This window comes from Nevskia soli (genome assembly GCF_903970205.1).
GTDB lineage: Bacteria > Acidobacteriota > Terriglobia > Bryobacterales > Bryobacteraceae > Bog-113.
Window position 1 is genome coordinate 1 of record NZ_CAJCHS010000234.1, and the last position, 14,549, is coordinate 14,549.

The 14,549-nt window shown below is 59.4% G+C and carries 12 protein-coding genes; 6 read left to right on the forward strand and 6 right to left on the reverse strand.

Going from position 1 to position 14,549, the window contains the following annotated elements; translation table 11 throughout:
* The 3 genes from H1Y01_RS10560 to H1Y01_RS10570 all read right to left on the reverse strand — a co-directional run.
* A partial coding sequence (locus H1Y01_RS10560; protein WP_180540483.1) for a hypothetical protein occupies window positions 1-481 on the reverse strand: 481 nt, incomplete at its 3' end.
* Between the two features lie 19 nt (window positions 482-500).
* Window positions 501-941: an ExbD/TolR family protein gene (locus H1Y01_RS10565; RefSeq protein WP_180540484.1), complete on the reverse strand. Its 441-nt coding sequence runs from the start codon at window positions 939-941 to the stop codon at window positions 501-503.
* 1 nt (window position 942) lies between these two features.
* On the reverse strand, window positions 943-1,653 hold the full coding sequence (locus tag H1Y01_RS10570) for a MotA/TolQ/ExbB proton channel family protein (protein WP_180540485.1): 711 nt from the start codon (window positions 1,651-1,653) through the stop codon (window positions 943-945).
* A 156-nt stretch (window positions 1,654-1,809) separates the two neighbouring features.
* Between H1Y01_RS10570 and recN the strand changes: the two genes are divergently transcribed.
* From recN to H1Y01_RS10590, 4 genes are all read left to right on the forward strand, one after another.
* Window positions 1,810-3,486, forward strand: coding sequence for a DNA repair protein RecN (gene recN / locus H1Y01_RS10575; RefSeq protein WP_180540486.1), 1,677 nt, complete (start codon window positions 1,810-1,812; stop codon window positions 3,484-3,486).
* 71 nt (window positions 3,487-3,557) lie between these two features.
* Window positions 3,558-4,340: a G1 family glutamic endopeptidase gene (locus H1Y01_RS10580; protein ID WP_180540487.1), complete on the forward strand. Its 783-nt coding sequence runs from the start codon at window positions 3,558-3,560 to the stop codon at window positions 4,338-4,340.
* A gap of 144 nt (window positions 4,341-4,484) precedes the next feature.
* Window positions 4,485-5,636, forward strand: a complete 1,152-nt coding sequence (locus H1Y01_RS10585) for a hypothetical protein (protein WP_219341446.1) — start codon at window positions 4,485-4,487, stop codon at window positions 5,634-5,636.
* A gap of 28 nt (window positions 5,637-5,664) precedes the next feature.
* Window positions 5,665-7,086 (forward strand): hypothetical protein, encoded by a 1,422-nt coding sequence (locus H1Y01_RS10590; RefSeq protein ID WP_180540488.1) that lies wholly within the window; start codon window positions 5,665-5,667, stop codon window positions 7,084-7,086.
* A 24-nt stretch (window positions 7,087-7,110) separates the two neighbouring features.
* On the opposite strand, the gene H1Y01_RS10595 is transcribed toward H1Y01_RS10590, so the two are convergent.
* The 3 genes from H1Y01_RS10595 to H1Y01_RS10605 are packed head-to-tail and all read right to left on the reverse strand — an operon-like array spanning window position 7,111 to window position 12,847.
* Entirely contained in the window at window positions 7,111-8,445 is a 1,335-nt protein-coding gene (locus H1Y01_RS10595; protein WP_180540489.1) for a hypothetical protein, read from the reverse strand.
* Window positions 8,446-8,454: 9 nt separating this feature from the next.
* Window positions 8,455-11,775: a S8 family serine peptidase gene (locus tag H1Y01_RS10600; protein ID WP_180540490.1), complete on the reverse strand. Its 3,321-nt coding sequence runs from the start codon at window positions 11,773-11,775 to the stop codon at window positions 8,455-8,457.
* A gap of 40 nt (window positions 11,776-11,815) precedes the next feature.
* Window positions 11,816-12,847, reverse strand: a complete 1,032-nt coding sequence (locus H1Y01_RS10605; RefSeq protein ID WP_180540491.1) for a CPBP family intramembrane glutamic endopeptidase — start codon at window positions 12,845-12,847, stop codon at window positions 11,816-11,818.
* Between H1Y01_RS10605 and H1Y01_RS10610 the strand changes: the two genes are divergently transcribed.
* Together H1Y01_RS10610 and H1Y01_RS10615 are read left to right on the forward strand one after the other, a co-directional pair.
* A complete protein-coding gene (locus tag H1Y01_RS10610; protein WP_219341447.1) occupies window positions 12,846-13,547 on the forward strand; it encodes an outer membrane lipoprotein-sorting protein in 702 nt (233 codons plus the stop codon). The two genes, H1Y01_RS10605 and H1Y01_RS10610, sit on opposite strands and share 2 nt — an antisense overlap.
* A 46-nt stretch (window positions 13,548-13,593) precedes the next feature.
* On the forward strand, window positions 13,594-14,549 hold a 956-nt coding region (locus tag H1Y01_RS10615), incomplete at its 3' end, for a glycoside hydrolase family 32 protein (protein WP_180540492.1).

Here is a 14,549-nt window from a genome sequence, read left to right on the forward strand (position 1 = left end):
CGCCCGCGCCTTGTAAACCAACCTGCGGGCTCACCAATGCCGGGGCGGTGTGCGAGAAAACCTGGTTCGGTTTGTAGTCCTGATGCGGCCGATACAAATTTTGCGAAACGGGCTTCGGTTGGATCTTCAGCGGTTTTTCCGTCGGCAGTTCGATGGCTTTTTCGGGCGGCCGTTTCTGCTCGGGCCGCTGCTCGCGCAATTTCAACGGCGCTTGCGGGACGACTGTCTGCGTGTCGTTCGCCAGGCGATTGATCTCCCCCTGCTTCTGTTGAATCGGGATGGTCTTCACCGCCGTGATGGCGACGCCCGCGCCCGGATGCAAATCGCCCATCAGTTCGCTATTGCGCTTCATTTCGATCGCTGTAATCCCGATCATCAGTGCCACGATCCCCGCATGGAACAGGATCGAGAAGAGAAACGGCGTGCCGAGATGCTCGGGCTCTTCGAGCAGATTGACGTGGGATGCCGCGGCAGGTCGCATGGTTGCTCAAAGGTGCAGGTCAACGGCCCGGCAGCCGGGAAGTGTCCTGCGGCTGCGTGACCAGGCTCACTTGCAGTTTGGCATCGCCCAGTTCGCTGATGACCTGCGCGATGGGATCGTACGGCGTTTCTTTATCGGCGCGCACATACACGGCGGTCTGTCCGGCGAACCGGGTGTGGATCACATCGCCCAGCTCGTGGAAATTGACTTCCTGCTTGCCCAGATAGATGGCGCCGGTCTTGGTGATGGTGACGATCGGCAACTCTTTGGTGGACGTCTTCACGGTCTTGGTTTGCGGAACTTCGACTTCGAGCCCGTACTCCATCACGTGCGCGGTCAGCATGAAGATAATCAGCAACACGAGCACGACATCCACAAACGGCGTGACGTTGATCTCCGCCAGAGGCGCGGTGCCGCCGCGCCGGCCGCGCGATCCGAGTCCATTGGTCGAGAAGGCCATGCTATTCGCCGAAGCTCCGCTCCGCCATGTTCATGAACTCGAGGGAGAAATCGTCCATGCGCGTTCCGGTTTCGCGCACGATCGATCCGAAGTAGTTGTAGAAGATCGCGGCTGGAATGGCGGCGAAGAGCCCGGCAGCCGTAGCGATTAACGAATCCGCAATGCCGGGCGCGACCGCTCGCAAACTCGTGCTTCCCGCCGCGCCGAGACCTTCGAACGCGCGGATAATTCCGATAACAGTTCCCAGCAATCCCACGAACGGCGAAACCGACGCGGCGGTCGCGAGCCAGTTCATGTTGCGTTCCAGCTTGGCGAGAGCTTCGCTCGCGCCCAGCTGCAGCGTGCGCTCGATCGACACGCGATTCGTGATGCCGCCTTTCGCCTTCACCTGCCGCGCGACTTCCTCATATCCGAAATCGAAGACCGACACGAGCGGCGACGGACGAAATTGTTCGCTGGCCACCATCACCGATTCCAGTCCGCTGGCTTTGCGAAATGCGCGCAGGAATCGCGTATCCGCGTTGCGGGCCTTGCCGAAAGTGCTCCACTTGGAAAAGATAATCATCCAGGACGCGATCGACGCGATGACCAGCAGCCCGAGGACAACCATCCCAGGCAGCGGCGTGCGCTCGACCATGCTCCAGATATCGACTTGAAATAACGCGAAGGGCGCCCAGGCGGGCGAGGTGACATCGAGAGAGGTAAGGACCATCACTTGGGTGACGTTTCCATCATTAGTTCCATTATGTCCAATGTTAAGACGCGGCTCGCTGGATAGATGACGCGCGATGGTTCGCAAAAGGACGAAGGTACGCGCAAACGGTATCCTGTTGCTGACTCGCTTTTGAAGAAACTGGTCTGACCAAACATGCTGCTTGAGCTGGCTGTCGAAAACTACGCCGTCGTGGATAAGCTGCGCGTCGCGTTTCATCCCGGTTTGAATTTGTTAACAGGGGAAACCGGGAGCGGCAAATCGATCCTGGTAGGCGCGCTGGACCTGTTGTTTGGGGGCCGCGCGTCGGCCGACGTCATTCGGTCGGGAGAACAGCGCGCGCGTGTTTCCGGGCGCTTCGATGTCACCGGAAATCAGCTGCTGGAAGCCGTAATCCAGGAGCTGGGCTTCGAAATTGAAGACGGGGAGTTGCCCATCGAGCGCGAGATTCTGGCGAACGGCAAGAGCCGCGTGTACGTTGCCGGACGCGCCGCGACGGCCGGCATGCTGCGGCAATTAGCGCCGTTTCTCGGAGACATCCACGGCCAGCACGATCAGCAGCAGCTTTACGATCCCGCGGCCCAGCGCGACATGCTCGATGCCTTTGCGCGCGACTCGGAAATGCTCGCAGCGGTTTGGAGCGCTTACCGGAAATGGCGCGCCGTTGAGCAGGAACTGAAGGCGCTGCAAGGCAACGAGCAAGACAAATTACGGCAACTCGATATATGGCGGTTTCAGCAGAAAGAGATTTCCGCGGCGGCATTGAAGCCCGGCGAAGATGTCGCGCTGGACGCCGAGCGCCGCGTGGCGCAGAATACGGAACGCCTTCTGGAAACGGCTGGCGCCGCCTATCAGTCGTTGTATGAAGCGCCGGAATCGGCCTTCGCCGCGCTTCGGGTTGCCATGCGGAAGCTGGAAGATGTCGGCCGCATCGATAGCGCGCTGGAGGATATTCGCGCAACGCTCGATCCCGCCGTGATCGCGGTTCAAGAGGCTTCGTACGCGCTGCGCGATTATCTGGACCGTCTGGAAGCCGATCCCGATCGCCTGGACGCCATCGAAACACGGCTGGCGCTGATTGAGCGATTGAAGCGCAAATACGGCGGATCGCTGGATGCCGTTCTCGTGTTTCTGGCGGATGTGGAGAGGCAGATTGCCGGGCTTGAAAACGCGGATCAGCGCCTGGCTGAGTTGGAGTACGACCAGCGCTTGTTGACCGCGGCATTCAGCGAGCTCTCGGCGCAACTAAGCGAAATTCGCAAGAAGGCAGCCGCGAAACTTTCGAAGGCGGTGGAAGCGGAGCTGGCCGAGCTCGCGATGGAGCGCACGGTCTTTCGCATCGAAGTGACCCCGGGCGAATGGAGTGAACTGGGCGCGGACAGCGTGCGTTTTCTGGTGTCGCCGAACCGGGGCGAAGAGCCGAAGCCCATCGAACGCATCGCTTCCGGCGGCGAGATTTCGCGCGTCGCCTTGGCGTTGAAGAGCTGTCTGGTGGCTTCCCAACCGGCGGGGTCGGGACGCACGCTGGTCTTCGATGAAGTGGACACCGGCATCGGCGGGAGCGCGGCGGAAGGCGTTGCGCGGCGCTTGAAACGCTTGGCTTCGTCCAATCAAGTCTTATGTGTCACGCACCTGGCGCAGGTTGCGAGCTTCGCCGATCATCACTTTCGAGTGGACAAGATCGAGGCCGGCGACAGAACGACGACACGCGTCGCTGAGCTTAGTAAGTCGGAGCGTCGCGATGAAATTGCGCGCATGATCTCCGGCCAGCGGGTGACGCCCGAAGCGCTGAAGCATGCCGACAGGCTGATTGCTTTGGCTAATGGGGTGTGAAGCGCGATAGCGATCCAGAAACCGAACGGGCAACGGAGCTAACGGCGTAGCCGGTATATAATCGACCGCTGATGCAACCCACCATACTAACCATGTTGTTCCTGACGCTGCCGGTCTGGGCGCAGTTGCCGCCCGGCTTTCCCATTGCCCCGCAAGCCCATGCCCCGCGCATTTCCCTGGGCCCGGCCGCCGCGCAGTTGGGGAACATCAAGGTTTTCGAAAGCAGCAACTGGGCCGGTTACGCGGTGGTTGGCGAAGAGTTCACAGCGGCGAGCGGCTCGTGGACCGTGCCGACGGTGGATTGCACGGCCAGCCCTTACGGCTCGGTTTCGTTTTGGGTGGGCATCGACGGTTGGAACGACGCAACGGTGGAGCAGACCGGAGTCGAAGCGGGTTGCAACGGGCTGGAGCCCTACTATTACGCCTGGTACGAATTTGCGCCGAAAGCCGGCGTTACGATTACCAGCGTGCCCGTAAAGCCGGGCGACAATATTTCCGCGTCGGTCGCGTATAGCTATTCCGTTTTCACGGTGACTCTCACGAATCTGACCACCGGCAAATCCCATAGCACCACTGCGGCCGTTCTCGATGCGCACAGGAACTCCGCCGAGTGGATCGTTGAATTGAACGGCGCATATGGACTGACCGACTTCAATGCCGTGCGATTCGGCAGCGACTTCACAACGGCCGAAGGTACCAATGCGGCGACGGACTCCACCACGTCCGGTCCGATCGGCGCCTTCGGCGATCGCGTGCAGGCCTCGGTCATCGTTAACAAGCAGATCGAGCAGGCCGTGCCTTCGTTTCTATCGATCGACGGAACCAGCTTCACCGTGACCTGGTGGTCGAGATAGCGACGCGAACCTCGACGGGTTCACCGTCGATCGTTTGATGGTGTTCCGCGACGTAACTGTGCGTGTTTCTCCAACGCCAGTTTATCTGGCCCGGGTCCCCAGGAGCGCGTGCATCCGATACGATTGAGTCAGACATTCATCTTCATGGCAACCTATCCCTCAACCGCCCCTCCGGCGCCAGACACGCGCACGCCCTGGTACGTATGGTGCTCCGTTCTGGCGATTACTTCGGCCATCATCGGTGGCCAGTGGGACATTTCGTGGCATAGCAGCATCGGGCGCGATACTTTCTGGACGCCCGCTCATATGGCCATTTACTTCTGCGGCGTACTCGCCGGCGTTGTATGTGGCTATCTGATCCTGCGCGACACATTCACTCGCGGAGGACATACCGCGGTGGTGCATGTCCTCGGATTTCGCGGTCCCCTAGGAGCGTTTATCGCGGCGTGGGGCGGTATCGTCATGCTTACTTCCGCGCCCTTCGATAACTGGTGGCACGACGCCTACGGACTCGATGTCAAGATCGTGAGCCCGCCGCATGTCGCTCTGATCACGGGTATTTTCGCGGTCGGAATGGGCGCGTTAATCCTGACGCTCGGCTATATGAATCGCGCCACGGGCCGTCAGTGGAAACAACTTCAGTGGCTGTTTCTTTATACCGGCGGCATGCTGATCGCTCTGCTGCAGGTACTGCTGCTGGAATTCAATGACCGCATCCATCTACATTCGTCGCTGCCCTACCGGATGATGGCGATTCTGCTGCCGTTTGTTCTGGCCGGGGTCTGGCGCGCTGCCAATCAAAAATTCGCGGCGACAATCGTCACCGGCGTCTATACTTTGCTTAATATCGGGTTGATCCTGATCTTGCCGCTTTTTCCGGCGGTGCCGAAGCTCGGGCCAGTGTACCAGGCGGTCACTCACTTCGTTCCGCAGCAATTCCCGATCTTACTGATCGTGCCGGCGTTTTGTCTTGACTTACTGTGGCAGCGAACGGCCAACTTATCGAAGTCGATCGTCGCCGTTGTAAGCGGCGCCATTTTTGTACTCGCGCTCCTCGCCGTGGAATGGCCATTCGCAGACTTTCTGATGTCACCCGCTTCGCGCAACGCTTTCTTCGGAACCGGGTACTTCGGGTACTTTCTTCCGGCGCAATCGCACTTAGCCCGAGGACTGTTCGTGACCCTGGAGTCAACGCCGGAGTTCTGGGCGAACATCGGGCTAGCCATGATTTTCGCGATGGCCAGCATGCGGCTCGGGATGGCCTGGGGCGATTGGATGCGCCGGGTGCGCCGCTAACGTGTACTTACGCTTCGTACTCCTACTGTTGGCCGGCGCCTCTGCTGCGTTCGGCCATGTGGGAAGTCCGGATGTATATTTCGACGCGCAAGCCGGACCGTATTCGCTATTCGTTACCGTGCAGCCTCCGCCGGTAATCCCAGGTGTGGCGCAAATTCAGATACGTACGACGAGCCCGGGCGTACACGCGATGAACGCTACGCCGCTGGGACTTACGGGTGAGGCTGCCAGACATGCGCCTGTGGCCGACGCGCTGCGGCAGTCGAAACAAGACCCGCAGTACTTTACGGGAGCGGTCTGGCTGATGGCCGCGGGATCGATGCAGGTCCGCGTTGTCGTGGATGGGGACAAGGGCCCCGCCACGGTATCGGTGCCCCTGCCCGCCATCGCGCAACGAACTCTGACGATGCCGACCGGGCTTGGGTTCTTTCTGTTCGCGATTCTGTGCGTCCTGGTGGTAGGGCTTGCCGGTATTATCGGGGCGGCCGCCACCGAAGCGGAACTCGCGCCCGGAGTTGCACCGACCCGGCAGGCGCGGGTGCGTCAGCTGATGGTGGTGGGCGGCGCACTCGCCGTATTGATCTTCATAACCTGGCTGGGAAACTCCTGGTGGACGGCGGAAGCGGCTACTTACCAGGCGAACATCTATAAGCCGCTGCAGATGACTCCTTCGCTAAGCGGCGGCGTACTCAGGCTGAAGGTAACCGACCCCGGCTGGCTTCCGTTTCGTAAGTCGGATGACTTTGTCCCGGATCATGGGCACTTGATGCACCTCTATCTGATCCGGCAGCCGGAGTTAGACCGCGTGTATCATCTACACCCGGATATGACTGGTGCCGGTGTGTTCGAACTGCAAATGCCGTCGATTGCGCCGGGCCGCTACAAGTTATACGCCGATGTCGTGCATGAGGATGGATTTCCCGAGACACTTACCGCGTCGATGAACGTTCCGGAGAGTAGCGTTACGGGCCGGGCTTTGGATGGTGATGACGCGGCGGTATCGGCGACGCCTGCCTCCGAAGTGCACGCGAATACCACGGAGTTCCTGCTTCCCGATGGGTATAAGATGCGGTTCGATGCGCCTGCCGCATGGGTTGCGAAGCGGGCGGAGTTGTTTCGATTTGAGTTACTGGATCCAGCCGGCCATGCGCCGCAGGACATGCGGCTCTACATGGGTATGTTGGGGCACGCCGCCTTTGTGAAGACTGACGGAACTGTATTCGCGCACATCCATCCGAATGGCAGCGTGGCTATGGCCGCCTTTATGATGTCGCGGCCCGACGGTATGGGTTCCATGAACATGGATGGAACGGAACCGGCAGCGCTGCCGAATGCAGTGTCGTTTCCCTATGGATTTCCTTCAGCCGGGCATTACCGCATTTTCGTGCAAATGAAGCATGGAGACACGGTAGAGACCGGCGCTTTCGATGCGTTTGTGGGCCGGAGCTAATGGGTTTTGAGTGGACTTGATCCCTTACTTCGAGAAGTCTACTGTAGATTCCGCGCCGAACTGCCGGTAGTTGCGCCACTCAATCACGTTGCGGGTGCAGTAGGCCGATCCGCGCTGACAGGCGATGTTTTTCGATTCGACGGGCAGCAGCACTTTATGGCTGCCGATCAGGACCGGTTCGAAATCGATGCTTTGCTCTACGGTATCGTTCGGAAACGCTTCCGGGATATTGTCCGCCTGGCGTTCGAATCGCAGCACTCGCGCGGTTTCTTTATCTATCCAGATGCTGCCGCTGTACCCCGGACGTATGGTTTCGCCGCCGATGGTAATCGTCCAGTTCGAAGTCTCGTGAGGTACCTTGAAATCGAAAACCTGAGTGGCGGTGCGGCGGAATAACTCGTTGCGCGCAAAGGTGAATTCGGCGGCGGTTTGGCGCGCAAACAAGCTATCGAGCACAGTACCGAACTCGCCCGTGGAGCGCGCACCGTTCTTGATGTCCATCATCCCTGTACTCACCGGGCGGTTGCCTACTTTGATGTTCTCGTACTTCTCGACGCCATCAACGTAACTGATATTCGCGGTAATCACGTCGATCGGACGGAAGCCGTCAACCTTGTTGTTGCGCTCATAGCGCGTCGTGATTTGCTGACATACGAAGTTGGGAAGACGGTTGGTGAATTCATTGCTGGCCTCGATCGCGCGATCGATCAGCTTCTTGGGCTTTGCTTCGGGCGCCGCTATCGGCTTGGGCTCGACGGTCGGCTCCGGCGCCGGTGAAGCCGGAGCCGTGCTTGCGGGCTTCGCGGCTGAAGCTACTGTAACGTCATCATCGTCGTCATCGGTATGGGACTTCGGCTTGGGTTTTCCGTGGCGTAAGATGGGACGGCCGTCTTCGTCCTCCGGGGCGCGGTCAATGGTAGCCGTCACCTCGTTCTTGGGTTTCTCCGCCGGATTCTCGATAACTACCGAAGAAGCCGTTAGAGTATGCTCTTCATCGCCGACAGCTACCAGGCGGACGTGAGTGCCGGGCTCTATATCTTCCTTGGTTAGCTTGCCGTCCGGTCCGCTGAACTCTGTTTTCGAGGTGATCTTACAGATGATGATGCGGGTATCGTCGCTCTCGATTTCGATTAACTTACCATCGTTGCGGAGTACCTTGCCCGTAGTCGTGAGTTTGTCTAGCTTGTCGACCTTCTGACTCCTGTCGCCCTTCGAAGGCGCAGAAGCGTCCGGCACGCCCGGCACGGGAGAGCCGGACTGGCCGGGTGATCCCGCGCGCGGCAGCGGCGCCTGCTCACCCATCTGAGGCGCCGCTATCAGAACGACCGCGAAAAGCGGACCGGCTAGAAGACCACGCATTCAGTCAAACTATTGCACATACATACTCAGCGACGGCGCGGCAACACCGCCGATGCTGAGCGTAACCGGTTGCGATCCGGTCCCGATACCGGTGGGAACGGTAACGTTCAATTGATAGAGGCCGGCGAAACCGGGCGCGAGTCCGGCAAAACCGACGGCAGCGTTTTGGCCGCCGATGGTCACTACGGGCAGCGTGCCGGTGATTTCTGAAAGCGGACTTGCCACCGCCGACGCACCGTCCGCCGGCGTATTCGAAACGGGGCCGAGGCCGTTGCAGTAGATCTGGATCACCTGCCCGCGAGTCGCGGGGTTGGATGAACCAATCAGGTTGTAATTGGCATCCAGCGCGGCGGGCTGCCCGCTGTATGCAAACATAGCCGGCGAGTAAGTTGTCACCGGGACCGTAATCAGATTTCCGTTAATTGGTTCATAGTCAACTTTGATCTGAACCGAACTTTGCCCGGCAAGTTCCCACGGTACCTGCACGTTGATCTGAACGGGACTGACATAAGTCAGAGGGCCGGGCGCCTCCACGAAGCTTCCATTCGAATCGATCGCATCGAAGCCGACCGAAGTATAAGAAAGGCCGTCCGCATCGTAGATCGCGATCGGCAGCGGGGTGTAAGTAGCCCCGTTCGTGTCAACGGAGAAATTCGAGCCGTAGATGGAAACGTAGGAGCCCGGCGCTATCCCATTGCCGACGACGGAGCTCGCCGCGTTCACGACGCCTCCGGCGGCAATGGTGGGTTGATCTATCGCCGAATCATAGAAAGTAAAGCCGGCAGTGTAGCCCTGAACCGAAGCGAAGTAGGTGTAAGTACCGGGTACCGACCCGAGATAGGCGACCGCGCCCGCTAAGCCGTTCTGATCCGTCGAACTATCAAACTGTGTCGGGTCGATACTCCCTCCATCGGGTGCGCTCCAGGTGACCGGCACACCTTGCAGGCCGATGCCGTACTGGTCGACTACCTTGAGGTAAAGAGCGCCGTCGATAATCGACTGACCGACTATGTTGGAGAACCCGGCATCATCCCCCGAAAGCGCAAGCACGTTAGCGGGCGTATTATCGCTGACCAGATACATGTAAGGTATGTGGAACGGAACCGCGCCGCCGGTGACAACCACATTGCCGTAATAGATACCGGGGGCGGGAAGACTGCCGGACAACGTCAACGTGATCGATGTCGTCTGGCCGGCGGCAACAGTCGTGGCGCTCAGACTGGTATGCGTCGCGCTATCCGGAGTGGTTTGGCTTATCGAGAGCGTTACGGGAGCGCTGCCCGCGTTGGTCAGTGAGAAAGTTTGACCGCCGGTACTAAACCCGGAAGTAAGAACTCCGAAAGAGAGCGTGGACGGAATTGAAGTTACACTCGTGCTGATAGCGGCGTTCGCATCGACCAATCCGCCGCCCGCGGATAGCGGGTTTGCAGCGGCAGTCCCGGTGTAGTAGGGATCCGTTACCACAGTGTTGTTGGCCGTGTTTACAACCGCTGAATGCACTTGCTGCGGAGTGAATGTCGTGTTCTTCTGAACCACGAGCGCTGTGATTCCCGCAACGATAGGCGTCGAGAAACTGGTTCCCTGCGTAAGGATGAAGCGCGACGGATCGTATACCTCACCGTTCGGATCGATGTCTTGCGCCGCGGTATAGATGTTTGCGCCGGTCGCGACGAGATCCGGTTTAATCGCATAGTTGCCGATGTTCGGTCCATGCGACGAGAAGGCCACGACGGCGTTCGCGTCACCGGTCGGAACGGCAGTCTGGTTCGGATTCAGACTGGCGGTGGCGCTTGGATTCGCGTCGATGTACGCCTTAATGTCGAGACCATCCTGGTTGCCTATAAAGAAAACGGGAAGCGCGGGTCCCGTACCGATGGGGAACAACGGTTCTACGATGTCGTCGTAGATAATCACTCCGATGGCGCCGGCGGCCTGCGCGTTGGCGACCTTGGTGCTGAAGTGACACCCGGTGGAACCATTGCTAGCGCCGCGCTCGATCAGTGCGATGTCTCCGGTCATCGAGCCCGCCGGGAAGGAACTACACCCGTACTCGTCGCCGACCTTGCCGGCATCGATGGCAGGACCGGTAAGTACGTTAGAAGGCAGCGGTGCATCGGCGGACGGCAACGCCGTTACTGTCTGCACATCGGCCGGTGCATTCGGTCCGGCGATTTGGACCGAGGTTGAGAAGGTCCGCTGGTTATCGGTAGCGCCCACGGAGATTGCATCCGGCGCGTCCGAAGGAGAGGAGATCGTATTCAGCGTCGGATACAGGTTGGTGTCTTCTCCGTCGTTCCCGCCCGCAACCACCACAATCATTCCGTCGGGAGCGCCGTTTTGAGCGGTGCTGATGACCGCGTTCTCGACGGCGGCGGCCAGCGGATCGCACGCTTCACCGGCTGGGTTGCCGCATGTGGCGCCGGTATCGAGCGGACCGCTGAACGGCAGCTCGCCCGAAGAGAGATTCGCGATATTGGCGTAATCGTTGAATGCATCATCGAGGGCGGAAATGATTACATCGTCGCTGGAACCGTCGTTGATCCCCGGCGACCCATAGATCTTGTAATTCCCAAGCCACGCGTGAGGTGCCAGTCCAGTGATGGTCGCCAGCGGACCGGCTGCCGTATTGCCTCCGGCGCACATTGCAACCGCGGTGCCGTGGCCCACGCGATCGTCGGGCGAGGTGTCATCGGGAAATGAAGTTGCCGCGTCGCCGGCGCCGTCCAACTCCGCTACATAGCTGCGCACCGCGATGATCTTATTCGTGGCGAAGGCGCAATCGGCCGAAGTGTCGCACTTCGGGAATCCGGACGGCGTCGTCAACGTGGAGTCCTGGAAGGCGGGGTGTGTCTGGTCGATTCCGGTATCGAGGATGGCGATGAACAGGCCCGAGCCCGCGTTTGGGATACCGCCCAATGCCGTCCAAGCGTTCGTCGCATCCACCAGATTTACGGCGACGTTTAGTTTCGGGCGGATGTGCGTGCGCAGAGGTGCAACGTACTTCACGCCGGGCAGGGACTGGAGACGCGGAACATCGGCCGGAGTCGCCTTGACGAAGACCGCGTTGAGCAGCGTGGCCACGGAACCCGTGACGTGAAAACCCTGCGACTCGAGTTGGGTTCGCAGAGCGGCCTGCTTGGTTTTGATGGCCGCCCGAGCGCTCTGCACCTGAAACGAGTTGCGGTGAATACCGTGCCCGATCAGCTTCACGGCAGGTTCATCCTGCAGAATGAGCGCGTAGCGCGTGGTTTTCACCGTCGCTGCGAATGAGGATATAGAGGGGAGTAACAACCCGGAAATCAGAAGGAGGAACTTTGAACGCGAAAGCATGGGAAATGTGTGGGACGCCTTTTAGAATAATGCTGTTACGTTAAGAGTGTAAAAATAAGCGCCAGGCACTTACCAATAGAGCGTGAGTTACCATACTCGCCCGCATACTCCTGCCTTGACGATACGCTCCGCCGTAGAATAAACCCACAATGCCTACCAGAATCGCGAAGCGGACGTTGGGAAACTGTCTGCCGAAGGACAAGTGGCACGCTCCGAAGGCTGCGGAAGCAAGGATAATGGCGGTTTCAGCACTTCCGGTCCAATTGGTGAGCCATTGTTGGAGCAGGGCGCGGAAGAAAAACTCCTCGGAGAGCGCGATTACCCAAAAGAACGCCAGTACCTCGCCGAGCGCTGCCCAAAAAGGGACGGGGTGGGCGCCAAGATGAAGAACCCCTAACTTTAGTCCGAGTGGAAGCGCCACGGCCGCCGCGCCTAGCGCCCACAAGGTGCCGATACCGCATTCGCGGGCGGTCGGAATGAAACCGAAGCGGATCTGATCGCCCGGGTCGAAGAGAAGGACAGCCAGCACGGCGGTACTGATCAGCGTAAGGTGTCCCAGGACAAATATGGGTGTCTTAGCCTCGGGGGATGGGTATATCCACTCGAAAATTCCCGACAAAAGTATCCCGCCGAGCAGAACCAGGAAACTGAGATTGCGCAACGGATGCGCGGGCAGCAGCAACCAGAAGGCAACCGCGCCCATGATCGCGGCGAGTGTGAGAAAGCGCTCGGGGCTGAACGAGAGCTGCGGAATCGTGAGGATCAGATACGGAAGTAGCGCGGCAGTAGTGGTTAAACCCGCGGCTTGGGGTTGTTGAATGCGTCGCAGCGCAGCGAGGGCTCCCGTGAAACCCGGCAATATATAGAAAGTGACTTCGGTTAGAAACGCGAGCGCGATCGGAACGGCAACCGCGGCCGGCAGATGTCTCGAACGCGCCAGCGCGAACGCAACCGCCGCGAGCACCAGCCAGCAAATCCCAACGCCTATCATCCATGGACGCAATGCCGTCCGCAAGCCGGGCCGCCAGTCGGGTTTGACGCTCGCCGCGCTGGTGTCGATGATCGCCTCCATGGCTTTCATTATCCGCGCCGCCGAGACGCCTCCTCCCGATTTGCTGCGCCGTATCGCGCATCACGAGGATGAGACCGTGGAGGAGCGCAAGAACTATGCGTACCGGCAGACTTTGCTGTTGCAGGAGTTGAACGATCGCGGCGGCGAGGTGGGCCGTTATAGCGAGACCCGCGATATCGTGTTTTCGCCCGAGCATGAGCGGTCGGAACGGACCATCGGGCTGCCTCTGACCAACCTGAAGAACCTGAAAATGACCGATGAGGACTTCGCGGACATCCGGAACATTCAACCTTTTGTGCTGCGCGAGGAACTGATCCCCAACTATGACGTGAAGTTCAAGGGCGAGGAGACGATCGACGGCGAGGATTGTTGGGTACTGCAACTGCGCCCGAAGCAGATCCTGCAAAATCAGCGATTCTTCGAGGGCTTAGTGTGGGCCTCGAAGAAGACCTATGCGATTGTGCGGACCGAAGGTCAGGCCGTGCCGCAGATATACAGCCTGCATCAGGAGAATCTCTTTCCGCGGTTCACAACCATTCGAAGACCGGTAAATGGGAATTTCTGGTTTCCCGTGCTGACTTATGCGGACGATACGCTACCGTTTCGGAACGGACCTCTGCGGATCAAAATGACCATCCGGTATACGCAGTATCAGAAGTTCGGAAGCTCGTCGGTGGTTACTTTCGGGGATGTCAAGTAGTGATGTGAAGTAGACATGCGAAGTAAGTCTGATAGCATCAGCACTTATGCGGAAATTGCTGGGATTGGCTGGTACTGTTGCGTTACTCGCGGTTGCCCTCTATGCCGCCCAGCTTTATCAGGAACCCTACCGGCTGCAGTATCACTTCAGTCCCACGCGCACCTGGACGAACGATCCCAACGGCCTCGTCTGGTATAAGGGCGAGTTTCATCTCTTCTATCAGAACAATCCGTTTGGAAATAAGTGGGGCCACATGAGTTGGGGACACGCGGTCAGCGTCGACCTGATGCACTGGCGCGAGCTGCCCGTCGCGATTCCGGAAGAGAACGGCATCATGATCTTCTCCGGGTCCGCCGTAGTCGACGAGACGAATTCAAGCGGTTTGTGCCGGCCCGGTCCGGATTGTCTGGTGGCTTTATATACCGGGCATACGCCGACCTTGCAGACGCAGAACGTCGCTTACAGCAACGACCGGGGACGCACCTGGAGCAAGTACAAGGGCAATCCCGTGATCGATCTGCACATGAAAGATTTTCGGGACCCCAAGGTGATCTGGTACGCGCCGGGCCGCAAATGGGTGATGGCGGCAGCGCTGCCGAACGAGCATAAGGTTCGCTTCTTCGGCTCGACCAACCTGTTACAGTGGACCGCCCTCGGCGATTTCGGGCCGGCCGGAGCAACCGGCGGACAGTGGGAATGTCCCGACCTGTTTGCGCTGCCTCCGGATATCGGAAGCAAAGAGCTGAAATGGGTGTTGATCGTGAACGTAAACCCCGGCGGCATACAGGGCGGATCGGCGACCCAGTATTTCGTGGGCAAGTTTGACGGCCACACGTTCACCAGCGAGAATCCGGCTTCGACCACGCTCTGGGCGGACTGGGGAAAGGACTTCTACGCCGCCGTTTCCTGGTTCAACTCCCCGCCCGGCGATCCGCGCAAATATTGGATCGGATGGTTCGGCAACTGGGAGTACGCAGCCGATGAACCGACCGCCCCGCAGCG

Excerpts from the sequence above, each read along its gene's own strand:
- recN (WP_180540486.1), top strand. The coding sequence starts at position 1,810 with ATGCTGCTTGAGCTGGCTGTCGAAAACTACGCCGTCGTGGATAAGCTG.
- H1Y01_RS10565 (WP_180540484.1), bottom strand. The coding sequence starts at position 941 with ATGGCCTTCTCGACCAATGGACTCGGATCGCGCGGCCGGCGCGGCGGC.
- H1Y01_RS10585 (WP_219341446.1), top strand. The coding sequence starts at position 4,485 with ATGGCAACCTATCCCTCAACCGCCCCTCCGGCGCCAGACACGCGCACG.
- H1Y01_RS10605 (WP_180540491.1), bottom strand. The coding sequence starts at position 12,847 with ATGGAGGCGATCATCGACACCAGCGCGGCGAGCGTCAAACCCGACTGG.
- H1Y01_RS10595 (WP_180540489.1), bottom strand. The coding sequence starts at position 8,445 with ATGCGTGGTCTTCTAGCCGGTCCGCTTTTCGCGGTCGTTCTGATAGCG.
- H1Y01_RS10600 (WP_180540490.1), bottom strand. The coding sequence starts at position 11,775 with ATGCTTTCGCGTTCAAAGTTCCTCCTTCTGATTTCCGGGTTGTTACTC.
- H1Y01_RS10610 (WP_219341447.1), top strand. The coding sequence starts at position 12,846 with ATGGCTTTCATTATCCGCGCCGCCGAGACGCCTCCTCCCGATTTGCTG.
- H1Y01_RS10570 (WP_180540485.1), bottom strand. The coding sequence starts at position 1,653 with ATGGTCCTTACCTCTCTCGATGTCACCTCGCCCGCCTGGGCGCCCTTC.
- H1Y01_RS10580 (WP_180540487.1), top strand. The coding sequence starts at position 3,558 with ATGCAACCCACCATACTAACCATGTTGTTCCTGACGCTGCCGGTCTGG.